24 protein-coding genes are annotated in these 25,282 nt (G+C 54.2%); 8 read left to right on the plus strand and 16 right to left on the minus strand.

What is annotated here, in order from left to right; genetic code table 11:
* Nucleotides 1–152 precede the first annotated feature (152 nt).
* On the plus strand, nt 153–323 hold the full coding sequence (locus tag J4614_RS15215; RefSeq protein WP_000472323.1) for a YhfL family protein: 171 nt from the start codon (nt 153–155) through the stop codon (nt 321–323).
* 145 nt (nt 324–468) lie between these two features.
* On the opposite strand, the gene trpS is transcribed toward J4614_RS15215, so the two are convergent.
* The 12 genes from trpS to J4614_RS15275 all read right to left on the minus strand — a co-directional run bounded on the left by trpS (nt 469) and on the right by J4614_RS15275 (nt 10,754).
* Entirely contained in the window at nt 469–1,473 is a 1,005-nt protein-coding gene (trpS, locus tag J4614_RS15220) for a tryptophan--tRNA ligase (protein WP_000165562.1), read from the minus strand.
* Nucleotides 1,466–2,224: a phosphoglycolate phosphatase gene (gene gph / locus J4614_RS15225; protein WP_000359652.1), complete on the minus strand. Its 759-nt coding sequence runs from the start codon at nt 2,222–2,224 to the stop codon at nt 1,466–1,468. Before gph ends, trpS begins: the two co-directional genes overlap by 8 nt.
* On the minus strand, nt 2,217–2,894 hold the full coding sequence (rpe, locus tag J4614_RS15230) for a ribulose-phosphate 3-epimerase (RefSeq protein WP_000816283.1): 678 nt from the start codon (nt 2,892–2,894) through the stop codon (nt 2,217–2,219). The genes gph and rpe overlap by 8 nt, the downstream gene beginning before the upstream one ends.
* 17 nt (nt 2,895–2,911) lie before the next feature.
* Complete coding sequence (dam, locus tag J4614_RS15235) at nt 2,912–3,748, minus strand: adenine-specific DNA-methyltransferase (protein WP_000742132.1); 837 nt, start codon at nt 3,746–3,748, stop codon at nt 2,912–2,914.
* 180 nt (nt 3,749–3,928) lie between these two features.
* Nucleotides 3,929–5,206, minus strand: a complete 1,278-nt coding sequence (gene damX / locus J4614_RS15240) for a cell division protein DamX (RefSeq protein ID WP_000343142.1) — start codon at nt 5,204–5,206, stop codon at nt 3,929–3,931.
* 97 nt (nt 5,207–5,303) lie between these two features.
* A complete protein-coding gene (gene aroB / locus J4614_RS15245) occupies nt 5,304–6,392 on the minus strand; it encodes a 3-dehydroquinate synthase (RefSeq protein ID WP_000439821.1) in 1,089 nt (362 codons plus the stop codon).
* Nucleotides 6,393–6,448: 56 nt separating this feature from the next.
* Nucleotides 6,449–6,970 carry a shikimate kinase AroK gene (gene aroK, locus J4614_RS15250; protein WP_000818621.1) on the minus strand — a complete coding sequence of 174 codons (522 nt, stop codon included), beginning with the start codon at nt 6,968–6,970 and terminating at the stop codon, nt 6,449–6,451.
* Nucleotides 6,971–7,434: 464 nt separating this feature from the next.
* Nucleotides 7,435–8,673, minus strand: coding sequence for a DNA uptake porin HofQ (hofQ, locus tag J4614_RS15255; protein ID WP_023208277.1), 1,239 nt, complete (start codon nt 8,671–8,673; stop codon nt 7,435–7,437).
* On the minus strand, nt 8,588–8,989 hold the full coding sequence (locus J4614_RS15260; RefSeq protein ID WP_023208276.1) for a HofP DNA utilization family protein: 402 nt from the start codon (nt 8,987–8,989) through the stop codon (nt 8,588–8,590). Before J4614_RS15260 ends, hofQ begins: the two co-directional genes overlap by 86 nt.
* Nucleotides 8,979–9,452: a hypothetical protein gene (locus J4614_RS15265; protein ID WP_079826858.1), complete on the minus strand. Its 474-nt coding sequence runs from the start codon at nt 9,450–9,452 to the stop codon at nt 8,979–8,981. The genes J4614_RS15260 and J4614_RS15265 overlap by 11 nt, the downstream gene beginning before the upstream one ends.
* A complete protein-coding gene (locus tag J4614_RS15270) occupies nt 9,436–9,975 on the minus strand; it encodes a PilN domain-containing protein (RefSeq protein WP_001646520.1) in 540 nt (179 codons plus the stop codon). Before J4614_RS15270 ends, J4614_RS15265 begins: the two co-directional genes overlap by 17 nt.
* Entirely contained in the window at nt 9,975–10,754 is a 780-nt protein-coding gene (locus tag J4614_RS15275) for a DNA utilization protein HofM (RefSeq protein WP_208293228.1), read from the minus strand. The genes J4614_RS15270 and J4614_RS15275 overlap by 1 nt, the downstream gene beginning before the upstream one ends.
* 120 nt (nt 10,755–10,874) lie before the next feature.
* Between J4614_RS15275 and mrcA the strand changes: the two genes are divergently transcribed.
* Nucleotides 10,875–13,427 carry a peptidoglycan glycosyltransferase/peptidoglycan DD-transpeptidase MrcA gene (mrcA, locus tag J4614_RS15280; protein ID WP_000673818.1) on the plus strand — a complete coding sequence of 851 codons (2,553 nt, stop codon included), beginning with the start codon at nt 10,875–10,877 and terminating at the stop codon, nt 13,425–13,427.
* A 95-nt stretch (nt 13,428–13,522) separates the two neighbouring features.
* Here the strand turns inward: mrcA and nudE are convergent, their stop codons facing one another.
* The gene (gene nudE / locus J4614_RS15285) at nt 13,523–14,086 is read right to left on the minus strand and encodes an ADP compounds hydrolase NudE (protein WP_000045725.1); all 564 of its coding nucleotides are present in this window, start codon (nt 14,084–14,086) and stop codon (nt 13,523–13,525) included.
* Nucleotides 14,087–14,408: 322 nt separating this feature from the next.
* Here nudE and igaA point away from each other — a divergent pair, with 322 nt between their 5' ends.
* The 4 genes from igaA to hslO all read left to right on the plus strand — a co-directional run bounded on the left by igaA (nt 14,409) and on the right by hslO (nt 18,589).
* On the plus strand, nt 14,409–16,541 hold the full coding sequence (gene igaA / locus J4614_RS15290; RefSeq protein ID WP_000104092.1) for an intracellular growth attenuator protein IgaA: 2,133 nt from the start codon (nt 14,409–14,411) through the stop codon (nt 16,539–16,541).
* Between the two features lie 64 nt (nt 16,542–16,605).
* On the plus strand, nt 16,606–17,274 hold the full coding sequence (gene yrfG, locus J4614_RS15295) for a GMP/IMP nucleotidase (protein ID WP_001520508.1): 669 nt from the start codon (nt 16,606–16,608) through the stop codon (nt 17,272–17,274).
* 10 nt (nt 17,275–17,284) lie between these two features.
* Nucleotides 17,285–17,686 carry a ribosome-associated heat shock protein Hsp15 gene (gene hslR / locus J4614_RS15300; protein ID WP_000660718.1) on the plus strand — a complete coding sequence of 134 codons (402 nt, stop codon included), beginning with the start codon at nt 17,285–17,287 and terminating at the stop codon, nt 17,684–17,686.
* A 24-nt stretch (nt 17,687–17,710) separates the two neighbouring features.
* On the plus strand, nt 17,711–18,589 hold the full coding sequence (hslO, locus tag J4614_RS15305; RefSeq protein WP_001135571.1) for an Hsp33 family molecular chaperone HslO: 879 nt from the start codon (nt 17,711–17,713) through the stop codon (nt 18,587–18,589).
* A gap of 110 nt (nt 18,590–18,699) precedes the next feature.
* Here hslO and J4614_RS15310 read toward each other — a convergent pair whose 3' ends face one another.
* Nucleotides 18,700–20,409, minus strand: a complete 1,710-nt coding sequence (locus J4614_RS15310) for a DUF4153 domain-containing protein (protein WP_000446456.1) — start codon at nt 20,407–20,409, stop codon at nt 18,700–18,702.
* A gap of 379 nt (nt 20,410–20,788) precedes the next feature.
* Here J4614_RS15310 and pckA point away from each other — a divergent pair, with 379 nt between their 5' ends.
* On the plus strand, nt 20,789–22,408 hold the full coding sequence (gene pckA / locus J4614_RS15315; protein WP_001265689.1) for a phosphoenolpyruvate carboxykinase (ATP): 1,620 nt from the start codon (nt 20,789–20,791) through the stop codon (nt 22,406–22,408).
* Between the two features lie 74 nt (nt 22,409–22,482).
* Here pckA and envZ read toward each other — a convergent pair whose 3' ends face one another.
* A complete protein-coding gene (gene envZ, locus J4614_RS15320; RefSeq protein WP_001253818.1) occupies nt 22,483–23,835 on the minus strand; it encodes a two-component system sensor histidine kinase EnvZ in 1,353 nt (450 codons plus the stop codon).
* Nucleotides 23,832–24,551, minus strand: coding sequence for a two-component system response regulator OmpR (gene ompR, locus J4614_RS15325; protein ID WP_001157751.1), 720 nt, complete (start codon nt 24,549–24,551; stop codon nt 23,832–23,834). The genes envZ and ompR overlap by 4 nt, the downstream gene beginning before the upstream one ends.
* Nucleotides 24,552–24,776: 225 nt before the next feature.
* Between ompR and greB the strand changes: the two genes are divergently transcribed.
* Complete coding sequence (gene greB, locus J4614_RS15330; protein ID WP_000856695.1) at nt 24,777–25,250, plus strand: transcription elongation factor GreB; 474 nt, start codon at nt 24,777–24,779, stop codon at nt 25,248–25,250.
* The last annotated feature ends 32 nt before the right edge of the window (nt 25,251–25,282 follow it).

Raw genomic sequence — 25,282 nt, forward strand, 5'->3', positions numbered from 1 at the left:
TAAGCGACCTTTTTTAAATCAGATTTCCAGGTAAAGATGAAGTCCTTATTTGGACTACCTGCATAGTTTATTAATTGCTATCGTACTATACGCTAAATAGATCTTATATTTATTCCACCATTACTGTTCGTTTTATCAACAAGGATTTTGACATGTTCAAATTTGTAAAAATTGCCGTTGTGGCAGGGGTTCTGGCGACGCTCACCGCCTGTACTGGTCATATCGAAAACAAAAAAAACAACTGCAGCTACGATTATTTGCTGCACCCTGCAATTTCTATTTCTAAAATTATTGGTGGTTGCGGCCCGGCTGCCGATCAATAATAGAAACGACTGCGCAGATACAAAAAAACCGGGATTTTCCCGGTTTTTTTTACAGGTCTGATAAACGGTACGGCGCAGATGCCTTGTCCAACTTACGCTCGTTTGTAGGCCCGATAAGCTCGCGCCATCGGGCAAGCAATAACCGTTACGGTTTCGCCACAAAGCCAATGGCTTCGTAAACGGCTTTCAGCGTTTCGGCCGCACGTGCGCTGGCTTTTTCCGCCCCGTCTTTCATCACCTTCTGCAAAAACGCTTCGTCGTTGCGGAAACGGTGATAGCGCTCCTGCAACTCAGACAGCATTCCGGAAACCGCCTCCGCTACTTCGCCTTTCAAATGGCCATACATTTTACCTTCAAACTGTTTTTCCAGTTCAGGAATGCTCTGACCGGTCACGGCGGAAAGAATATCCAGCAGGTTAGAGACACCCGCTTTCTCTTTCACATCATAACGCACTACCGGCGGCTCGTCGGAGTCAGTGACCGCTCGTTTGATTTTCTTCACTACCGATTTCGGATCTTCCAGCAGGCCGATCACGTTATTACGGTTATCGTCCGATTTGGACATTTTCTTTGTCGGCTCCAGCAGCGACATCACGCGCGCGCCGGATTTTGGAATAAACGGTTCCGGTACTTTGAAAATATCGCCATACAGCCCGTTGAAACGCTGGGCGATATCGCGGCTCAGTTCCAGATGCTGCTTCTGATCTTCGCCTACCGGCACCAGATTGGTTTGGTACAACAGGATGTCTGCCGCCATCAGCACCGGGTAATCAAACAGGCCGGCGTTAATGTTTTCCGCATAGCGCGCAGATTTATCTTTAAACTGCGTCATACGGCTCAGCTCGCCGAAATAGGTATAGCAGTTCAGCGCCCAGCCAAGCTGCGCATGTTCCGGCACATGGGACTGAACGAAAATAGTGCTCTTTTCAGGATCAATACCACATGCCAGGTACAGCGCCAGCGTATCCAGCGTCGCTTTACGTAGCTGCTGTGCGTCCTGACGCACGGTAATAGCATGTTGGTCTACGATGCAGTAGATGCAATGATAGTCATCCTGCATGTTTACCCACTGACGCAATGCCCCCATATAGTTGCCAATGGTCAATTCACCTGAGGGCTGTGCGCCACTAAAAACGATGGGCTTAGTCATTTTTTATTTCCTGGTTATCGCTATGCGGAAGCCCAAGTGCGGGCAAAAGATCGTTAAAACTGTCATAAATGACGTCCGGCTCGCTAAGAGCGATCGCTTCGCCATAATTGTAGCCGTATGTCAGGCCAACCGAAGGGCAGCCCGCCGCTTTTGCAGCCTGAATATCATTACGCGAATCGCCGACAAAAAGCATCTGCTCCGGCATCATGCCCAGCCGGCTTGCCACCAGCAACAGCGGCTCCGGATGCGGCTTCTTATTTTGCACATCATCGCCGCCGATAACCACACTAAAGTATTTGGCGATATCAAGCGATTCCAGCAACGGCGCGACGAACGGCGTCGGTTTGTTGGTCACCAAACCTAATGACAATCCGCTGGCGTGCAGCGCGCCCAGCGTGTCGGCGACATGCGGAAATAAAAAGGTGCCTTCTTCCGCCACTTCGCCATAATACCTGTCGAACAATTTACGCAGAATGCGTACCTGTTCCTCGGCAGGAATATCTTCATCAACGGGCGGTTTCCCCATCGTCTTACGCAGCGTGGCGCGCTCCTCGCGAGCCCAGGTCAGCGCGCGTTCCATCAATACGTCTGCGCCGTTACCAATCCAGGTAATCACGCGCTCCTCGCCCGCGACCGGCAGTTCCAGCGCATACAGCGCCATATCCACCGCCGCGGCAAGACCCGGCGCGCTATCCACCAGCGTGCCGTCAAGATCAAAGGCGACGCCCCGAATATTCTGCAACTTATCCATGACTTACCTTTGCCAGCTCACTGCGCATTTCATCAATCACTTTTTTGTAGTCGGGCTTATCGAAAATTGCCGACCCCGCAACAAACATGTCCGCGCCTGCTGCGGCGATCTCGCCGATATTGTTCACCTTCACGCCGCCATCCACTTCCAGGCGAATGTCGTAACCGGACGCATCAATGCGGCGTCGCACTTCGCGCAGTTTATCCAGCGTCTGCGGAATAAAAGACTGGCCGCCGAAGCCTGGGTTCACGGACATCAGCAGGATCACATCCAGTTTGTCCATGACGTAATCGAGATAACTGAGCGGCGTTGCCGGGTTGAATACCAGCCCCGCTTTACAGCCGTGCTCTTTAATCAGCTGTAGCGTGCGGTCAACATGTTCGGAGGCTTCCGGGTGAAAGGTAATGATGCTCGCGCCAGCGGCGGCAAAGTCGGGCACGATACGGTCGACTGGCTTGACCATCAGGTGGACATCAATAGGCGCGGTAATACCGTACTGACGCAGGGATTTCAGCACCATCGGGCCGATAGTCAGGTTCGGCACATAGTGATTATCCATGACATCAAAGTGTACAACATCAGCACCGGCAGCCAGCGCTTTGGCGGTGTCTTCACCCAGGCGAGCAAAATCAGCCGACAGAATTGAGGGGGCAATCAAATACTGTTTCATCCGCTTCTCCTTGAGAATTATTTTCTTGCAGGCGTGGCGACTCCTGGTTGGTACAGAGCCAGCAGTTCGTCCACCTTTTTACGTGTGCCGCCGTTGCTGCTTATACTGCGTCTAACTTTGACGACATGCAATTTTGCGAGTTGATACCACTCGCGTGTGAGCGCCGTATCATGGTTGGAAATGAGCACCGGTATCCGGTTACTGACCAGATTCTCAGCGATTTCCGCCAGATGCGCTTGTTGCGTCAGGCTAAAACTATTGGTGTGATACGCTGTGAAGTTAGCCGTGGCGGACAACGGCGCATAAGGCGGATCGCAATAGACCACCGACGACTTGTCCGCACGCGCCATACTGTCTGCGTATGACTCACAGTAAAAGAACGCATTCTGCGCTTTTTCTGCAAAGTGGTACAACTCCGCTTCCGGGAAGTAAGGTCTTTTATAACGACCAAACGGTACATTAAATTCCCCGCGCAAGTTATAGCGACAGAGTCCGTTATAACCGTAGCGGTTCAGATATAAAAACAGTACCGCCCGACGAAAGGGGTCCTGGCAGGTGTTGAACTCCTCACGGAGTTGGTAATAGACCTCAGCCTGGTTAGTTTCAGGCATAAACAGCTCGCGCGAAGCCTGTACGTACTCGTCAGTACGTAACTTCACGATGTTATAGAGGCTAATAAGGTCGCTGTTGATATCGGCGAGGATATAACGAGAAAAGTCGGTGTTAAGAAACACCGATCCGGCACCCACAAAAGGTTCGACAAGGCACTCGCCTTTTGGCAAATGTCGTTTGATATCATCAAGCAGAGGGTATTTTCCCCCTGCCCACTTCAAAAAAGCGCGATTTTTTTTCATGCTGACTAACTAATTACACCTTCTCCGGCTGTGGAGAAAGCTCCGACAGCATCCTGCGCTTTAGGCTGTGCCGCGTTGCTTTACGGCGCATTTGACGGTAGCAAATGCGCCCCTCGCGCCTGTCCTGAACAAAAATAGCTGTCAGCGACACTCACAGGCAATTGCAGGACACAGCCTGGATTATTTCAGATCGGCCTGAACCTGATGCAACGGTTTTGCCCACGGGTTTTTCGCCTGCACATCGGCAGGTAAGGTGGACACCGCACGTTTAGCATCCTCTTTCGAAGCATACATCCCCGTTACCAGCACATACCACGGTTGTCCATTACGCGTCGTCTCGTATACCACATAATTTTTCAGGTTCTCTTTCTTCGCCCAACCGTTCAGGTTGTCGTAATTTGAAGAACTACTGAGCTGCAATGTGTAGTGGCTGGATGGCGCGCTCTTTAACGCGCCAACGTTGCCGGCGCTTTTCCCGCCGCCTGCGACAGGCGTCGTGGAGGCTTGCGCTGGCTTCGCGGTTTGTACCGGCGCAGCGCTTGCCGTCGCTGTCGGCGCAGCCGTCGTGGTGGTCGCTTTCGGCGTCGCGGCTGGCGCTGCCGGTTCCGTGCGTTTCACTGGCGCGACCGGTTTCTTCGGTTCCGCAGTCGTGGTTTTCGCCGTGGTCTGCGGTTTCTTAGGTTCAATGACGGCCTGTTTACGTTCCGGACGCGTGGTATGACGCTCGGCAGGTTCGCTAACCGCCGCCTGACGCGTCGTGCTGCCATTGCGAACTGGCGCGACGGTTGCAGGCTCTGTCGGCAACGTAGAGTTCACCGCAACATTGTTCATCTGCTCTGGATTCTGCGTCAGCGCATTATTCAGATCGCCCTGCACTTCCACGCGCTGCTGACCGTCAGCGACCACAGGCGACTGTCCCTGCGTCGGCGTTGAAGAAATCGGCGGCAACGAAATATCCTGCGACGTATTGCCCGCGGTTTGTTCTGCGGAGGTGGCGCCCGGCGCAGGCTGGGTCGCATTCGCCTGATCGGCGGCGTTACCGGAAAGATCGATACTCTTTTCGCCAGAGGCCGACGGCTCGCTGGAAGACGTTGAGGGGGCTTTCAGCGCGGAGCCGATACCGATAATCAACAGCAGCAGCACCAGTACGCCAACGCCCATCATCATGTACTGACGAGAGGCTGGCTTATGGGCCGCTTTTTTACGCTTACGTGGGCGGCGTTCAACACGCTCTTCGTCCACCGTATCGTCTTCATCGGATTCGTACTCTTCTTCAACTTCAGGTTCTTCACTACGTGCTTTACGCGTACGCGTCGGACGGCGATCGTCGGCATCCAGATCAACGTCATCAAAGTTGATCTGCGGCTCATTATCGCGTTCTGAAGATTGACGAGAACGACCAGTACGACGATCGCTGGGATCGGGTTTCAGCTCGTCTTCTGGTTTGAATTCATCCATTTAACACCCCACTCAAAGGTTAATGCTTACGACATTGCACATAACCTGAAGCTAAAAGACTGACAGCTACGCAATATCAGTCTGACCTTTCTTGTTGTTACGCCTGCTGACAGTCAGCAATCGCGCTAAGAACGACTTCGTGCGACACTCCGCCGCGCACTTCACTTTTCCCTATGGCCAGCGGAAGCACTAAACGCAGCTCCCCCGCTAACACTTTTTTATCTCGCAGCATGTGCGGCAAATAGTCCTGCGCGGACATCTCGCAAGGGCCATTGACTGGCAGCCCGGCCCGTTCGAGTAGAGCGATGATGCGCTGCGTATCAGCAGAACTAAACTGCCCCAAACGCTCGGATGCGCGCGCAGCCATCACTATACCTGCGGCAACGGCTTCACCATGTAACCAATTGCCATATCCCATTTCCGCTTCAATGGCGTGGCCAAAGGTATGTCCAAGATTCAGTAAAGCACGTAAGCCCGCTTCACGCTCGTCGGCGGCAACAACTTCGGCTTTCAGCTCGCAACAACGACGAATACAGTACGCCATCGCCGGGCCGTCCAGACGCAATAGCGCATCCAGATTCTCCTCAAGCCAGGTGAAGAAGTCTGCGTCGAGTATAATGCCGTATTTGATCACCTCTGCCAGTCCCGATGCCAGTTCGCGTGCGGGAAGCGTTTTCAGGCAATCAAGATCGACAACCACAGAAGCGGGTTGGTAAAACGCGCCAATCATGTTTTTGCCAAGGGGATGGTTGACGGCGGTTTTCCCGCCCACGGAAGAATCAACCTGCGACAGTAAGGTAGTTGGCACCTGGATGAAACGTACGCCTCGCTGGTAGCTGGCCGCCGCAAAACCGGTGAGATCGCCAATCACGCCGCCGCCAAGCGCGACCAGCGTGGTATCACGACCATGCGGTTTTTTCAGTAACGCCGTAAACACCGTATCCAGCACCGTCAGGCTCTTATACTGCTCGCCGTCAGGAAGAATCACGCTGTCTACGTTAACGCCTGCCCGTTCGAGTACGCCGCGAACCTTGTCCAGATAAAGCGGCGCCAGGGTTTCGTTGGTCACTAACATGACCTGATCGCCTGATTTCAGCGGCAAGAATGAAGCTGGTTCGTTAAACAAACCAGCCGCGATGGTGATCGGGTAACTACGTTCCCCGAGAGTGACTGTAATCCTCTCCATGACGCGACATCCACCTTAGTTACTTGTGCCCGCTTACCCAGCGTATTCTGCTTGAATTAGTTGCTTTCCAGCATATGAATAATCTGGTTTGCCACAACCTTAGCGCTTTGATCGTCGGTGCGAATGGTGACGTCGGCAATCTCTTCGTACAGCGGATTGCGTTCGTTAGCCAGCGCTTCCAGAACTTCGCGAGGCGGCGCTTCAACCTGCAACAGCGGGCGTTTTTTATCACGCTGCGTGCGCGCCAGTTGTTTTTCGATGGTCGTTTCAAGGTAGACCACGACGCCACGCGCGGAGAGACGGTTACGCGTTTCACGCGATTTTACAGAGCCACCGCCGGTTGCCAGCACAATACCCTGTTTTTCCGTCAATTCGTTGATAACTTTTTCTTCACGATTACGGAAGCCGTCTTCACCTTCAACATCGAAGACCCAGCCCACATCAGCTCCGGTTCGTTTCTCAATCTCTTGATCAGAATCGTAAAATTCCATATTGAGTTGTTGAGCTAACTGGCGCCCAATAGTGCTTTTTCCGGCACCCATAGGCCCAACCAGAAAGATATTGCGTTTCTCTGCCATTTTTTCGGTACTACTAAGACTATTCGTTAATGGTAAACCCGCTTCACAGACACCCAGCGCAGCAGGACATGAACTGAAACCTCATAAGATATTGCGAGAGTCAGACTGAAAATTATCTCAATACTCAAGCGGGTTTGGCAACTGAATAAATCACCAAGCCTGATTGTTGCAAAACCCGAGTTAGCGTTGCCGGATGGCGACCAGAACAACATATCCGGCCTACAAATTGCTCTACTTTCAAACAATTGTGCGCAATCCGCAGAACCAATACGTCTGCATCAGCGGACATTCAGCCGTTTATCATCGGTCTTATGCACACCTTCGGCAAGGCAAAGCGCATTAATCAATGCGTCAGCAACGAAAAGCACGACTCTCAAATCGGTACTCCTTGTATGCTAAATACATCCGCACGTCAAATCCCGCAGATGCGTTCAGTGCAAAAACAGCGCTTTTTTATGCATAAATTATTCTGTCGCCACCAGTCTGGGGGTGATAAACACCACTAATTCGCGTCGCTCGTCCTCTTTGCCGTCATGGCGGAAGAGCTGACCAAGCCAGGGAATATCCCCCAGCAGCGGCACGCTATCGCTACCCGATTTATTTTTTCGCGAAAAAATACCGCCCAGCGCCAGCGTCTCGCCGCTTTTTACCTCTACCTGCGTTTCAATTTCCTGTTTATCTATCGCCAGCACTTCGCCGTCAGCCTGTTGTAGTACCTGACCGGGGACATTCTGGCTGATATGTAACTTCAGGCGGATGCGCCCTTTTTGCAAAACGGTGGGCGTCACCTCCATTCCCAGCACCGCTTCTTTAAATTCCACGGAGGTCGCGCCGCTTTCGCCGCTGGAAACCTGATAAGGAATTTCGCTGCCTTGCTTGATACTGGCTGGCTGCAGATGGGAAGCCAGCAGCCGGGGGCTGGCGATAATATCCAACTGCTGCTTTTGCTCCAGCGCTGACAGCTCCAGATCCAGCAAGCGTCCGTTAATGCGCCCGATGTTAAACCCGACGCGTGAGGTGGCGGCGGCGACGGATAAATCACTGGAAAGCGTCGTCACGTCACCCACCGCGCCCGCTTGCGACGCGTCAGCCAGCGTCCACTTTACGCCCAGTTCCCGTAGACTCTTTTCGTTAATGGTGACGATATGCGCCGCCAGCTCCACCTGCGCCACCGGCAGATCCATTTGCGATACCCATTTTTCCAGCTCCGCCAGGGCCGCGCGGTTATCGCGCAACAGCAGGCGGTTGGTGCGCTTATCTACCATGATGGTTCCCTTCGCGCTCAGGAGTTTCTCGCCCGCTTTCGCCAGTTCGCCGGCATCGGCGTATTGCAGGCTAATGCTGCGGTTTTCCAGCGGTAAATTAGCCTGAAGCCTTAACCGCTCGGCATCCTGCCGCGCACTGTGTTCTTTCTGCCAGGCCTGTGAATGAACATGAAGAATATTCCCCTCCTGACGCAGCACCAACCCCGCGCTATTGACCACCGTCTGTAGCGCCTGTTTCCACGGCACATCCGCCAGATGTAGCGATAATGTCCCGCTGACGTCCGGCGACACCACCAGATTCTGCCGCTCCTGCTCGGCTAAAGTCTGCAAAACCTGCACCACAGGGACGTCGTCAACCACCAGCGTCACTTTCGCCGCTTTTCCCGCCTGTGCGGCGGGCATCAAGACTATCAGTATTATGGCTATCCATCGCTTCATTGTCCGCTCCCTGACGTAGCCACCGCCACTGCGGCGGCGCACAATTTTTACCGGTCGTTAACGTTAAGGCTTCCGCCGTCAGGCGGACAATCGTCCAACCGTTTTCCAGCGTCTGCCCTTCTTCCACTCGCCGCCATTTTTGCTGGCTATCTTTAAGAATGCCTGTCCATCGCTCGCCTTTACGTACCGCGCCCTGATATCGCCACTGCGAGAGTTCCGCTATCCGGCAGCGATCTTCCGGCGGGCGGAAGGGATCGCGCATTCCCGTCAACGTCAGCAAACAAAAACAGAGCAATACACTACGGCTAGCCTTCATTCGCCAGGCGCTCCAGTTGCAGCGTTATCAATAATTCCGCCCCCTCTCTACGCAATGAAAACCGACTTACGCTCATCTCGCTTTCGGCCAACCGGACAAACAGTGACGGCACCACATCCCAGGACGTTTTCAGCGCCATTTCTCCCCCCTGCGCCGATGGCTGCCAGTGCAGCAAACGCAGGGGAGGCGCCTGGAAATCTAACGGCGAAAAAGGACGCGGATTTTCAACGGTGCCCCCGAAAAGCGGTTCAGCCGCGATGCTCAGACGGCGCAGATGACGCCACTGTTGTCGGGCGGCCTCGCGCTGCTGGCTTAACCGCGTTTGTTGCGTATCCAGCGTTTTCCAGCCGGGATAGCCCACAGATAACGCGACCGTCAGCGCCAGGCACAGCACGCCTGCACACCAACAAAAAACCCGACCACGGCGCGACATCCCGTACCAGATATCAAAGAGCGCGTTCACGGGCGGCGCTCCTCGTTAACTGATAATGGAACTGCCAGCGCCCTTGCGCATCCTGCCGCGTGGCGCCCGTGCGGTTTAGCGGAAAACTGACATAGTGACGAAGCGATGTCTCAAGCGTGAGCAGGGCGTCAAACGTTCTCGCCAGCCCTTCCAGCTCTAGCGTCTCTTGCTGATAATTGAGGCTTGTCAGCCATGCCTGATCTGGCAACAGGTTGGCAAGGTCAGTCAAGATAGGTTGCCAGGCTTGCGTCAGTTCACGCTGCGCCTGACGTTGTAATCGCGCCTGTTGCTGCCGCTGACGCTGCTGCAACTGCGGTATGTTCGCCGCAAGCGCCGTCGTGCGTCCGTTTTCCGCCGTCAGTAGCAGTTCATTAATCCTCCCCTCCTGCCAAAAAACCAACCGGGCGATCGTCGCGAGGCTTGCTATCAGCAGCAGGGACGCGCCCCATACCACGCACCACAGCCGCAGACGCGCTACGTAATGTTGGCGCCGCCAGGGGAGCAAATTGACAGAATGCGCCATCAGCGTATCTCCCCCATGGCTAAACCCAGCGCAATCGCAAAGCGATAACCGTCCGGCGGAACCGGCGGTTGGCGGACGGTAACGACGCGCCAGGGGTCGAATTCGCCTTCGGCGCATAACGAAATATGTTCCGGCACGACGGATAACGTCGCGGCAAGATCATGCAGCGTCGTCGCCTCGCGCGCCGATTTACGCCCCCACGCATAGCGCGTCGCCCACAGCCACTGGCTCTCATCGCGCCAGACCAGACATTGCCGCCCCGAAGGTATAAACGGCAGCAAGCGCTGTAACGCGCAGGCATCGGGAGTTACAGCAGCGATGCGCACATTGAGCGTTTGCGCCAGCGTTAACAGCGCTGAAATTTCTTTGCTTTGCACGGCGGTAACGTTGAACGCGGGGCTCAGCGCATCGTCCTGAAAGTCGAAACGCAATAAGTCCGGATCCATATCCAGCTCACGCGCCATCGTTTGTGAAAGCCATGCGACTTGCTCACGTTCCCGCAGACGCATCGGCGGATGTGGAAAAGCGCGTTGCAATGTCCGATTTGCGGGAAAAGAGAGATAAATACGGTGACGTAGCGGCAGCTCGCGGCTCCAGGGTCGCAGTACGTGAGCCAGCGATTGCGGGTCAAGAATCGTACCCTCTGCCGTGGAGGCGTTCATCAGCGGCAGTCGCCACCAACGTTGCAGGGACCAGCCCGATGCGCCGCGAATAACGGCGATGGCCAGCGCTTCATGCTGCTGAATATGCAATCCTATTTGCCAGGTTTTAAAAGCCATAACGGTCGATCTCCTTATCACCCGTCGCGTTAACGGGTATATCAATGCGTCTGGCTTGCCTTTATACTACCGCGCGTTTGTTTATAAACTGCCCAAATGACACTAAATGGGAAATCTCCAGTGAAGTTCGTAAAGTATTTATTGATCCTTGCAGTATGTTGCATCCTGCTGGGAGCAGGCTCGATTTATGGCCTTTATCGCTATATTGAGCCACAGCTACCTGACGTCGCGACATTGAAAGATGTGCGTTTGCAAATTCCGATGCAGGTTTACAGCGCGGATGGCGAACTTATCGCGCAATATGGCGAAAAACGCCGTATTCCCGTTACGCTCGATCAAATTCCGCCGGAAATGATCAACGCCTTTATCGCCACCGAAGATAGCCGCTTTTATGAGCATCACGGCATTGACCCGGTAGGTATTTTCCGTGCGGCCAGCGTCGCGCTCTTCTCCGGTCACGCATCGCAGGGAGCAAGTACCATTACCCAGCAACTGGCGCGAAACTTCTTCCTTAGCCCCGAACGCACGCTGATGCGCAAGATCAAGGAAGCGTTTCTGGCGATTCGTATTGAGCAGTTGCTGAATAAAAATGAGATCCTCGAACTCTATCTGAACAAGATCTATCTCGGCTACCGCGCCTATGGCGTTGGCGCGGCGGCACAGGTCTACTTTGGTAAGACGGTCGACCAGCTTAGCCTAAGCGAAATGGCGGTTATCGCCGGGCTACCTAAAGCGCCTTCTACCTTTAACCCGCTCTACTCGATGGATCGGGCGATAGCGCGCCGTAACGTAGTGCTTTCGCGAATGTTAAGCGAGGGATATATCACTCAGGCGCAGTACAATCAGGCCCGTAGCGAACCTATCGACGCAAATTATCACGCGCCAGAAATCGCCTTCTCCGCACCTTATCTGTCGGAAATGGTGCGCCAGGAAATGTATAACCGTTATGGCGAAAGCGCCTACGAAGATGGTTATCGTATTTACACGACCATCACCCGCAAAGTGCAGCAGGCCGCGCAACAGGCGGTGCGTAATAACGTGCTGGACTATGACATGCGCCACGGTTATCGCGGCCCGGCGAATGTGCTATGGAAAGTGGGCGAAACGGCGTGGGACAGTAAAAAAATTACCGATACGTTGAAAGCGTTGCCAACCTACGGACCGCTGCTTCCCGCCGTGGTCACCAGCGCTAATCCGCAAGAGGCGACCGCTGCGCTTGCCGACGGTACGTCCGTTTCGCTACGTATGGAAGGAATGCGTTGGGCGCGGCCTTACCGCTCGGATACACAGCAGGGGCCGACGCCGCGTAAAGTTACCGATGTCGTCCAGACAGGTCAGCAAATCTGGGTTCGTCAGGTGGATAACGACTGGTGGCTGGCGCAGGTACCGGAAGTGAACTCCGCGCTGGTTTCGCTTAACCCGCAAACAGGCGCGGTACTGGCGCTGGTCGGCGGTTTCGATTTTAATCAGAGTAAATTTAACCGCGCGACGCAAGCTTTGCGTCAGGTGGGGTCGAACATCAAACCGTTCCTCTACACCGCCGCAATGGATAAAGGGCTGACACTCGCCAGTATGCTCAACGATGTGCCGATTTCCCGCTGGGACGCCGGGGCAGGTTCAGACTGGCGTCCGAAAAACTCCCCGCCGCAGTACGCCGGACCGATTCGTTTACGCCAGGGGCTGGGGCAGTCGAAAAACGTGGTGATGGTACGCGCCATGCGCGCCATGGGCGTCGACTATGCGGCGGAATATCTGCAACGCTTCGGCTTCCCGGCGCAGAATATCGTGCATACCGAATCGCTGGCGCTGGGCTCCGCCTCCTTCACGCCGATGCAGGTTGCGCGCGGTTATGCGGTGATGGCGAACGGCGGTTTCCTGATCGACCCGTATTTCATCAGCAAGATTGAGAACGATCAGGGCGGCGTGATCTTCGAAGCGAAACCGAAAATCGCCTGCCCGGAGTGCGATATCCCGGTCATTTACGGCAATACGCAGAAATCCGACGTGCTGGAAAACACCAATGTGGAAGAGGTCGCGGTTTCGCAAGAGCAGCAAAACAGCGCCGTACCGATGCCTGAGCTGGAACAGGCAAACCAGGCGCTGGTCGCGCAAAACGGCACGCAGGAGTACGCGCCGCATGTGATCAATACGCCGCTGGCGTTTCTGATCAAAAGCGCGCTGAACACCAATATCTTCGGCGAACCCGGCTGGATGGGTACCGGCTGGCGTGCGGCGCGTGACCTTAAACGTCGCGATATCGGCGGCAAAACCGGTACGACCAACAGCTCGAAAGACGCATGGTTCTCCGGCTATGGTCCTGGCGTCGTCACTTCCGTATGGATCGGCTTTGACGATCACCGCCGTGATTTAGGCCGCACTACCGCTTCCGGCGCGATCAAAGATCAAATCTCCGGCTATGAGGGCGGCGCGAAGAGCGCGCAACCTGCATGGGACGCCTATATGAAAGCCGTGCTGGAAGGCGTGCCGGAACAGCCGCTAACGCCGCCGCCGGGCATCGTCACGGTGAATATCGACCGCAGTACCGGACAACTGGCGAGCGGCGGTAACAGCCGTGAAGAGTATTTCATCGAAGGCACGCAGCCGACACAACAGGCGGTACACGAGGTGGGAACCACCATTATTGATAATGGTGAAACACACGAACTGTTCTGATCAAAAAAGGCGCTCCGGCGCCTTTTTTATTGTGTTTAGCGGATGACGGCGAACGGGGAGACGAACTTTCCGTTGGCTTGATCAACGCCGCGCCATCAGGCAATTCGGCCCTGCGCTTTCAACCACTCGCGTACCAGAAACAGCGCGCTGACGTTGCGGGCCTCGTTAAAATCGGGGTCTTCCAGCAGATCCATTAAATGCGCCAGCGGCCAGCGTACCTGCGGCAATGGCTCAGGCTCGTCGCCTTCCAGCGACTCCGGATAGAGATCTTCCGCCACCACAATATTCATTTTGCTGGAAAAATAAGAGGGCGCCATGCTGAGTTTTTTTAAGAAGGTCAGGTTATGCGCGCCAAACCCGACCTCTTCTTTGAGCTCCCGGTTCGCCGCTTCAAAAACGGTCTCGCCCGGGTCGATCAATCCTTTCGAGAAGCCCAGCTCATAGGATTCGGTTCCCACCGCATACTCACGAATAAGAATCAGATGCTCATCAACGATCGGCACAATCATTACCGCCTCACGGGTTGATGGTCGCATACGTTCATACACGCGACGCACGCCGTTGCTGAACTCCAGATCCACGCTTTCTACGTTAAACAGTCGGGATTGTGCGACGGTTTCCACTTTCAGAATGGTGGGTTTTTGTAATGATTTGCTCATTGTGAGAATCTTTGCAGTGTAATCTGTGGTCATTGTGCGACATACCGCACGGTTTCGGCAATGCGAATTGCCGTTTATTTACATTTATGTAACGTAATAAAAATTAATTCTTATTTCAAATTAAAAGTCAATAGGTTGAAATAACTCCAGGAATTTGCTGATATTCCGTTTTTGGTGGTATTGCTATGATTTGCCTTCACTGGGATGCGCTTTACAATGCTCAAGTTCAACTCCACGCTTGCCGATAGCCAACCACAGAAAAATGTTTATTGGACAGGGTGCGACTGACCACGCCTGACAGACTTAGTAAGATGGGGAAAGCATGAGCACCATTCTGATTTTTATAGCTGCTTTGCTGGCCTGCTCTCTACTGGCAATATGGCGGTTCCGGGTAAAGTCCAGACGAGGGAGCTTACCGTGGATCAGCGCCTTTCAGGACGCGCAAACGCGTAAACTGTTGCCCGAAGAGCGCAGCGCGGTAGAAAACTATCTCGATAACCTTAGCCAGATCCAGCAAGTTCCGGGGCCGACAGGCGCCAGTGCTGCGCCCATCTCGCTGACGCTGAACGCGGAAAGCAACAGTGTCGTGATACTGACCCACTCCATCACCCGCTACGGCATTACCACTGACGATCCTAATAAATGGCGCTACTACCTCGACTCCGTCGAAGTCCATCTGCCGCCTTTCTGGGAACAGTACATCAATGATGAAAACAACGTTGAGCTGATCCTCACGGATACGCTGCCGCTGGTGATCTCTTTAAACGGCCATACGCTGCAAGAGTATATGCAGGAGTCGCGCGGCTACGCGCTACAGAATACGGCCTCTACGCAGGCGTCGATTCGCGGCGAAGAGAGCGAGCAGATTGAGCTGTTGAATATCCGTCAGGAGACCCACGAAGAATATGCGCTCAGCCGCCCGGCTGGCTTGCGCGAAGCGTTGTTAATCGTCGCCTCCTTTTTGTTATTCTTTTTCTGTCTGATAACACCAGACGTTTTTGTACCGTGGATGATAGGCGGCGCGATCCTGCTGCTGGCAGCCGGACTTTGGGGACTTTTTGCGCCGCCGTCGAAAAGCGCGCTGCGGGAAATTCACTGTCTGCGGGGAACGCCCCGCCGCTGGGGACTGTTTGGGGAGAATAATCAGGAGCAGATTAACAATATTTCGCTGGGCATCATCGACCTTATTTACCCTGCCCACTGGCAACCCTACATTACGCAGGATCTTGGGCAACAAACGGATATTGATATTTACCTTGATCGCCATGTCGCTCGCCAGGGCCGGTTTTTATCCCTGCATGATGAAGTGAAAAACTTCCCGTTGCAGCACTGGTTACGCAGCACTGTTATTGCTATCGGTTCGCTGCTGGTGTTGTTTATGCTGCTGTTCTGGATCCCGCTGGATATGCCAATCAAGTTCACGCTATCGTGGATGAAAGGCGCGCAAACCATTGAAGCGACGACGGTAAAACAGCTTGAAAAAGCTGGCGTGCGGGTGGGCGATACACTGCACCTGAGCGGTAAAGGAATGTGTAATATTCATTCCGGGGCGACCTGGAGCGGCCAGTCTAACTCACCGTTTATGCCGTTCGATTGCTCGCAAATCATCTGGAATGACGCGCCTGCGTTACCGCTACCGGAATCAGACCTGGTGAATAAAGCGATGGCGCTAAGCCAGGCGGTAAATCGTCAGCTCCATCCAAAACCCGAAGACGACTCGCGCGTCAGCGCATCTTTACGCTCCGCGATACAAAAATCGGGCATGGTATTATTAGATGACTTTGGCGATATTGTTCTGAAAACCGCTGATTTGTGCGCGGCGGAAGACGAGTGCGTGCGTCTGAAAAATGCGCTGGTTAATCTCGGTAACAGTAAGGACTGGAACGCGCTGGTGAAACGCGCGAACGCTGGCAAACTGGACGGCGTCAACGTGCTGCTACGCCCCGTAAGCGCAGAGTCGCTGGAAAATCTGGTCACGACCTCAACGGCGCCGTTTATTTCTCGCGAGACCGCGCGTGCCGCCCAGTCGCTGAATAGCCCCGCTCCCGGCGGATTCCTGATCGCCAGCGATGAAGGCAGCGAACTGGTTGATCAGGCCTGGCCGTCAACGCCGCTGTATGACTATCCCGCGCAGGAACAGTGGAGCGCCTTCCAGCGTCTGGCGCAAACGCTCATGCAGACGCCATTTAGCGCCGAGGGCATTGTCACCAGCGTGTATACCGATGCCAACGGCACGCAGCATATCAGCCTGCATCGTATCCCCGATAAATCCGGCTGGTGGCGTTACCTCGGTACCACGCTGCTGATGCTGGCAATGATAGTGAGCGCGGTCTACAACGGCATTCAGGCGTTCAGACGTTATCAACGCCACCGTACCCGTATGGCGGACATCCAGGAATACTATGAAAGCTGCCTCAATCCCAGGTTAACCGTCTCTCCGGAAAATCTCATCTGATAGCGCCGCCGTGCGACAGGGTATGCTACCCTGTCGCGCAAATTGCGTTACCCTGGAGTTCCCCATGCATATTGATATTGACTGGCAAAACGTGGATACCGTTTTGCTGGATATGGACGGCACGCTGCTCGATCTCGCGTTCGATAACTATTTCTGGCAAAAGCTGGTACCGGAAACCTACGGCGCGCAGCAGGGTATTTCGCCGCAGGACGCGCAGGAATATATTCGCCAGCAGTATCATGCCGTACAGCATACGCTAAACTGGTACTGTCTGGATTACTGGAGCGAGCGTCTGGGTCTGGATATTTGCGCCATGACGACGGCGCAAGGGCCGCGCGCCGTTTTGCGCGACGATACCGTACCGTTTCTGAATGCGTTAAAAGCCAGCGGAAAACGTCGGATTCTGCTCACCAATGCGCATCCACATAACCTGGCGGTGAAGCTGGAGCATACCGGTCTGGCCTCACACCTTGATTTATTACTTTCCACCCACACATTTGGTTATCCCAAAGAGGATCAGCGGTTATGGCGCGCTGTCACTGAGGAAACGGGAATAAGCGCAGAGAAAACGCTGTTTATCGATGACAGCGAACCGATTCTCGACGCCGCCGCCCGGTTTGGTATTCGCTACTGTCTTGGCGTGACGAATCCTGATTCCGGCCTGGCGGAAAAGCACTATACGCGCCATCCGTCTCTGAACGACTACCGCCGTCTGATCCCCTCGCTGATGTGAAGGAGACGCCATGAAAGAAAAGTCCTCCGTTGAGGTCAGACTGGATAAATGGCTGTGGGCCGCGCGTTTTTATAAAACCCGCGCGCTGGCCCGCGAGATGATTGAAGGCGGTAAGGTGCATTACAACGGCCAGCGCAGTAAGCCGAGCAAAATCGTCGAGCTGAACGCTACCCTTAGCCTGCGTCAGGGAAATGACGAACGGACGGTGATCGTTAAAGCCATCACCGAACAGCGCCGTCCGGCCAGCGAAGCCGTCGCTCTGTATGAAGAGACGGCGGAAAGCGTGGAAAAACGCGAAAAAATGGCGCAGGCGCGCAAGCTTAACGCCCTGACCATGCCGCATCCGGACAGGCGACCGGACAAGAAAGAGCGCCGCGACCTGTTACGATTTAAACACGGCGACAGCGAATAACTGTCACCCGCAAGAGAGATGATTATGCCGCAACATGACCAATTACATCGTTATCTGTTTGAAAACTTTGCCGTTCGCGGCGAGCTGGTGACCGTTTCGGAAACCTTGCAACAGATCCTCGACAATCATACCTACCCGCAGCCGGTGAAAACCGTACTGGCCGAACTGCTGGTCGCCACTAGCCTGCTGACCGCAACGCTGAAGTTTGCCGGTGACATTACGGTACAGCTCCAGGGCGACGGGCCGTTAAGCCTGGCGGTGATCAATGGCAATAATCAGCAGCAGATGCGCGGCGTGGCTCGCGTTCAGGGCGACATCCCTGACAATGCGGATCTCAAAACGCTGGTTGGCAACGGCTATCTGGTGATCACCATTACGCCGGAAGAGGGTGAACGCTATCAGGGCGTGGTGGGTCTGGAAGGCGATACTCTGGCGGCGTGCCTGGAAGATTACTTCCTGCGCTCCGAGCAGTTGCCGACGCGCCTGTTTATTCGTACCGGCGATGTCGACGGTAAACCGGCGGCAGGTGGAATGTTGCTCCAGGTGATGCCAGCACAGAACGCGCAGGCGGAGGATTTCGACCATCTGGCTATGTTGACGGAAACCATTAAAAGCGAAGAGCTGCTGACGTTACCGGCAAATGACGTGCTGTGGCGTTTGTATCACGAAGAAGAAGTCACGCTCTACGATCCGCAAGATGTTGAATTCAAATGCACCTGTTCACGCGAACGTTGCGCGGGCGCGCTGAAAACATTGCCGGATGAAGAAGTGGACAGCATTCTGGCGGAAGAAGGCGAAATCGATATGCACTGCGATTACTGCGGCAATCATTATCTGTTCAATGCGATGGATATCGCGGAGATCCGTAACAACGCCTCTCCTGCCGATCCACAGGTTCATTAATCGCCTTTCAGTCGACAACATCATTGCCTGATGGCGCTGCGCTTATCTGGCCTACAGCATCCCGCTCCGTAGGCCGGATAAGGCATTTATGCCGCCATCCGGCAAAAAACTTACTCGTTGTAGTAATCCACATCCAACCGCTGACCATCAACAATGATATCGCGCCAGGCTTTGGGGGCTGAGTCTAACTGATGCCCGGCAATCGCGTGCAACAGTTGCGTCTTAGAAAACCCGTCCGGCAGTCGGGCGAACGCTTTCTGCGTCCATTTCCCCTCTTTTAAGCCGTAGACCTGGCTCTCGGCAACAATAAAGTTATACAGCACCTGCTCAGGCTGACCGTCACCGTTAAGATCCTGACTCACCAGCACGCAGGCATCCGGTTCAAGGCAGGAAGCGCCCGAATAACTCTGCTCTTTGACAAACGCCCAAAATGCGGCATCCGGCTTCTGACTACCGGGCGCAATCATCACCACCCGCGCTAAATCGTCCGCCGTCGGAGAGACCTTATTTCTCTGCAAAAACGTCATCAGTTCACGATTGCGCTTTCTGTTCTGCGTAAACGCCTCGTCATCCCGCAACGATTTCAGCGCTTCCTGGCCAGGTTTGCCGCTGTGATCCAGCATATACAGACTGATCTGATCCGCAGTAATTTTACCGCTATGGTAACGCGCCATATGGCTGTTGACGCTAATACGCCAGACATCAAGTACAGGCGAGGCCAGCAGCAGCAATATCACCAGCGTCAACAAAGAGACGCTCAGTATCACCTTGCCTTGCCACTCACCAGGGTCGCGTCCGCGGCGTAACAGACCGATCAGATAACCGAAGGACCATACCAGCAAGACAGACGCCGTCAGCGCGCCATACAGACGATCCGGCGTCCAGCCGTATTGCTGAATGCGTACCCATAACGCCCAGCCCGCCAGCAGCATATATATCGGGGCAACGCACAGCGAGGCGCTAATCATGCCGCGTAGTACGCGCGGATAGGGTAATACGCGCTTTTGCGGTTCGTTGACAATCGCCACGAGGAGCAGCAGCATCAGCGTCAGCGTGGATAGCAGCCCCGCAGCGGAAACACGCGCAGAAATCGCCTCCAGTCCGGTAAAGGGTAACGTCACAATAAACAGCAATGCCAGCAGCGACACCACTGGCAGTAAACCCGTCGCGATCAGCGTCAGCAGCTTTTGCACCGCCGCCACAAGGCGCGACTGCGTGCGGGCGAGAATGACCGCCAGCGCCGTAATTAAGCCGATGGTCACATAAATAAAGGCTTCAGTTTCAAAGAAAAGGGTGCTGAAAAAGCGGATGCCCACCAGCCTGAATAGCGCGCTCCAGAGCAGAAGCACCAGCCAGAACAGTCCGTTAGCGACCAGGACGATAAACAATGTCAGTACGTTATGCCATAACCGCATATAAAACTGGGGATAACGCGCCGAACCGGTTTGCGAATGTAACTGATATTGCATCCAGGGTAATACCAGCATCGCCATCAACACAAGCCGGAGACCATACAGCCAGAGGAGCTCGGCCAGGCGCCATTTCTCCACCGCCTCAACCTGCCATTTCAGCCAGCCGCTCATTGCCAGCACGACCACAAAGGTCAGCCCCAGCCAGCCCCACAGCGCGCGCTGTTTAAAAGAGACCACGGTAAGCAATAGCATTGACGACAACGCTATCGTCGCAGGCATACCATAGAACAGCCAGTCGCTATTTTGTGGTACCAGCCAGGCCATCAGCAGGTAGCACAAGACGCCCTGCAGCAAACCGGTGAGCAACATACCCCAGCGAGTAGTACGTGAAAGCGCTACACTTTCCATGTCGTTATCCAGAATGATGAGAAAGTCGCATTATTGCATCATCTGTTCACCGCCAGGCGTCGTCATGCATAATTCAGAAAAAAACGCAGAGAGGTGAATCGATATTGTTAATGTTGGTGTTACGTAACTTTCTTACATGAATGCGATTACAGTCACATTATGTCGGTCAAAAACACTTCCTTTTAACGTTTTCAGAACATTTTCCACAACAAAAGTAGGTTTCCTGCCATAATAACCGCCGCTGCGTGACAGGAGTCACAGTGTTTTTCGTCAATCGTGATTTTGTCCAGATACGTAAATCTATGAGCCTTGTCGCGGTTAACCAACCTCAAAAAACCTTACTATTTTCGGTAATATATATTGGCTAAGGAGCAGTGATATGCGCGTTAACAATTTAACCCCGCAAGATCTCAAGGCTTATGGTATCAACGACGTCCAGGATATCGTTTACAATCCCAGCTACGACACCCTTTATCAGGAAGAACTTAATCCTGGTCTGGAAGGCTATGAGCGTGGCGTGTTAACTAACCTGGGCGCTGTTGCCGTTGATACCGGTATTTTTACCGGTCGTTCGCCTAAGGATAAGTACATTGTTCGCGACGACACCACGCGTGATACGCTGTGGTGGTCCGATAAGGGTAAAGGTAAAAACGATAATAAGCCGCTTTCTCAGGAAACCTGGCAACACCTGAAAGGTCTGGTGACGCATCAGCTTTCCGGTAAACGCTTATTCATTGTTGATGCGTTCTGCGGCGCAAATGCCGACACGCGTCTTTCCGTGCGCTTTATTACGGAAGTCGCCTGGCAGGCCCACTTCGTTAAAAATATGTTCATTCGCCCAACGGACGAAGAGCTGGTAGGCTTCAAACCTGACTTTATTGTCATGAACGGCGCGAAGTGCACCAACCCGCAGTGGAAAGAGCAAGGGCTGAACTCGGAAAACTTCGTGGCGTTCAACCTGACTGAACGTATTCAGCTTATTGGCGGCACCTGGTACGGCGGCGAAATGAAAAAAGGGATGTTCTCGGTAATGAACTACCTGCTGCCGCTCAAAGGTATCGCCTCAATGCACTGTTCCGCCAACGTGGGTGAAAAAGGCGATGTCGCGGTCTTCTTCGGCCTTTCCGGTACCGGAAAAACCACTCTGTCCACCGACCCGAAACGTCGTCTGATTGGCGATGATGAGCACGGTTGGGATGACGACGGCGTGTTCAACTTTGAAGGCGGCTGCTACGCCAAAACCATCAAACTGTCGAAAGAAGCGGAGCCAGAAATTTATCATGCGATTCGCCGTGATGCGCTGCTGGAAAACGTCACCGTGCGCGAAGACGGCACCGTTGATTTCGATGATGGTTCCAAAACCGAAAACACCCGCGTCTCTTACCCGATCTATCATATCGATAACATCGTTAAGCCTGTGTCCAAAGCAGGTCACGCCACCAAGGTTATCTTCCTGACGGCGGACGCCTTCGGCGTGTTGCCGCCGGTTTCCCGTTTAACCGCTAACCAGACGCAGTACCACTTCCTGTCGGGTTTCACCGCTAAACTGGCCGGCACCGAACGCGGCGTCACCGAACCGACCCCCACCTTCTCCGCCTGCTTCGGCGCCGCGTTCCTGACGCTGCACCCGACGCAGTATGCTGAGGTGCTGGTGAAACGTATGCAGGCAGCAGGCGCGCAGGCTTATCTGGTTAACACCGGCTGGAATGGCACCGGTAAACGTATCTCCATCAAAGATACGCGTGCGATTATCGACGCCATTCTGAACGGTTCTCTTGATAACGCGGAAACCTTCCGTCTGCCGCTGTTCGATCTGGCGATCCCGACTGAACTGCCAGGCGTGGATACCCACATTCTCGACCCGCGTAACACCTACGCGTCGCCGGAACAATGGCAGGAAAAAGCCACCGCGCTGGCGAAACTGTTCATTGAGAACTTCGAGAAGTATACGGATACCCCGGCAGGCGAAGCGCTGGTTAGCGCCGGACCGAAGCTGTAAGGAACAGGCCGGATGACGGCTTTGAACTGCGTCATCCAGCGTTAAGAAGACAGGGAGGGTAATACCTCCCTTTCTTATGCCTCTTTTGTCGTCCCCTGGACGCGAGCCACAGGAACCGGTAGCCAGGCGCGAATCGACAATCCGCCACGCTCGCTGGTGCCAATCTCCAGCATCCCGTTATGGTTATCGATAATGCGCTGCACAATCGCCAGCCCCAGCCCTGTGCCGCTGGTGCTACGGGCGCTGTCGCCGCGTACAAAAGGCTGGAACAGATGTTTACGCTGCTCCGGCTTAATGCCCGGCCCGTCATCTTCTACCTGGAACCAGGCGCGATGCGACTCGGTGCCGCTGCTGACCTTAATCCAACCGTTGCCATAACGGGCAGCATTGACCACCATATTCGCCACCGCGCGCTTAATCGAGAGCGGGTGCATTTTCACCTGGATGCTGCCTGCCTGAAGCGCAGTGTTAATCTCACGCTCATAGCCGCTTTCCGCCGCAATCACCTCGCCCAGCACGGAATTGAGATCCGCCATCTCCATTGGCATTTCCTGACCGGTACGCAGATAGTCAATAAACTGTTCGATAATGGCGTTACACTCTTCGATGTCTTTATTGATCGACTCCGCGAGATAACCGTCTTCCTCGCCCATCATCTCCGTCGCCAGACGAATACGGGTCAGCGGCGTGCGCAAGTCGTGGCTGACGCCCGCCATCAATAGCGTACGGTCATCAGCCAATTGTTTCACGCCGGCTGCCATATGGTTAAACGCCCGAGTCACAGAGCGCACCTCAGAGGCGCCATATTCACGCAGCGGCGGCGGAATAATTCCCTTCCCTACCTGCAGGGCGGCATGTTCAAGATCCACTAACGGTCGGTTCTGTATACGAATAAACAGCCACGCGCCGCCTATCGCCAGGAGCATAATCGCCAGCGTGTAACGGAAAAGCGGAGAAAAATCGCCCTGATGAATCTCGGTCAGCGGCACGCGCACCCAGATATTGGGCGACAGCCAGGTTTTGAGCCACACGACAGGCGAGCTTTTGTTGACCTCAACGCGCACTTCCGTCGGGCCGCCTAATTGCTGCGCCATCTGGTGGCTTAAGAATTCGTAGTGTTGCGCCCAACGCAGCCCGGCCTCTTCGGCGGCTTCGTTGGTGTAGAGAGAGATCCCCAGCTCGCGATAGATTTCCCGACGAAACGCAGGCGGCACGACTAACTGCGTGCCGTCCTCCAGTTGCAGCTTATCGGTCATCAGCATACGGACTTCGTAAGCCAGAACCTTATTAAACTGCTGGAGGCTCGGCAAAATCGCGAAGTTCAGCACCACCAGGTAGGTCGTCACCAGGCTGACGAACAGCAAGGTGACGATGAGCAACAGCGTGCGGGCAAATGAACTTCGCGGCGAGAAGCGCATTCGCCTCATGCTTTAGAACCGTCCGGTACGAAGACGTAGCCCAGGCCCCAGACGGTCTGAATATAACGCGGATGCGCCGGATCTTCTTCCACCATACGGCGCAGGCGGGAGATCTGGACGTCGATGGAGCGTTCCATCGCGGAATACTCGCGGCCACGGGCCAGATTCATCAGCTTGTCGCGAGAGAGCGGCTCGCGCGGGTGGCTTACCAGCGCTTTCAGTACCGCAAACTCCCCGCTGGTCAGCGGCATCGGTTCATCTTCACGGAACATCTCGCGCGTACCGAGGTTCAGTTTAAACTTACCGAACGCAATAACGGCCTCTTCCTGCGACGGCGCGCCGGGCAGTTCGTTTGCCTGACGACGTAACACGGCGCGGATACGCGCCAACAGCTCGCGCGGGTTAAACGGTTTAGGAATGTAGTCATCGGCGCCGATTTCCAGCCCGACGATACGGTCAACTTCTTCACCCTTCGCCGTGACCATAATGATCGGCATTGGATTACTTTGACTACGCAGGCGACGACAAATCGACAGACCATCTTCACCTGGCAGCATTAAATCCAGTACCATGAGATGGAAAGATTCACGGGTCAGCAGACGATCCATCTGCTCGGCGTTAGCGACGCTTCGAACCTGGAAGCCCTGCTCGGTCAGATAACGTTCCAGTAGCGCCCGCAGACGCATATCGTCATCAACCACCAGAATCTTATAATTCTCTTGCATTGTCTGTACTCCCAAAGGTTCGCAACAAATGTAAGTGTGTATTCTTAAAAAAGCTCACGTGAGTCACCAGCAAATTCTGGTATGAATTTCAGGCTAAATTGTTACAAAGCATATTTAACAGCAGCTTAAATATACAATTAATCGGCAACCCCATTATTTATTCTGTCGGGACGATCACGTTATACCCCGTGTGCGCAATATCGACAGCAAAGGTAAATCAACGAGATGAAAACGCCCCTGATCACCCGCGAAGGGTACGAAACACTCAAACAAGAGCTCAATTATCTCTGGCGTGAAGAGCGCCCGGAGGTCACCAAAAAAGTGACCTGGGCTGCGAGTCTGGGCGACCGCAGCGAGAATGCCGACTATCAGTATAATAAAAAGCGCCTGCGTGAGATCGACAGACGCGTCAGATATCTGACCAAATGCATGGAAAATCTCAAAATCGTGGATTATTCCCCGCAGCAGGAGGGCAAAGTCTTCTTCGGCGCCTGGGTGGAAATTGAAAATGATGACGGCGATACGCTGAAGTTCCGCATTGTCGGCTACGATGAAATTTTCGGACGTAAGGATTACATCTCTATCGACTCGCCGATGGCGCGGGCGCTACTGAAAAAAGAAGTGGGCGATCTGGCGGTGGTCAACACCCCTGTCGGCGAAGCAAACTGGTACGTCAATGCGATCGAATACGTCAAATAAGACAAGAAGAATCCTAAGCCCCCGCTGATGGC

It is taken from the genome of Salmonella sp. 32031103-2018-00083-FB-01-SM-01, assembly GCF_017571995.1.
GTDB lineage: Bacteria > Pseudomonadota > Gammaproteobacteria > Enterobacterales > Enterobacteriaceae > Salmonella > Salmonella enterica.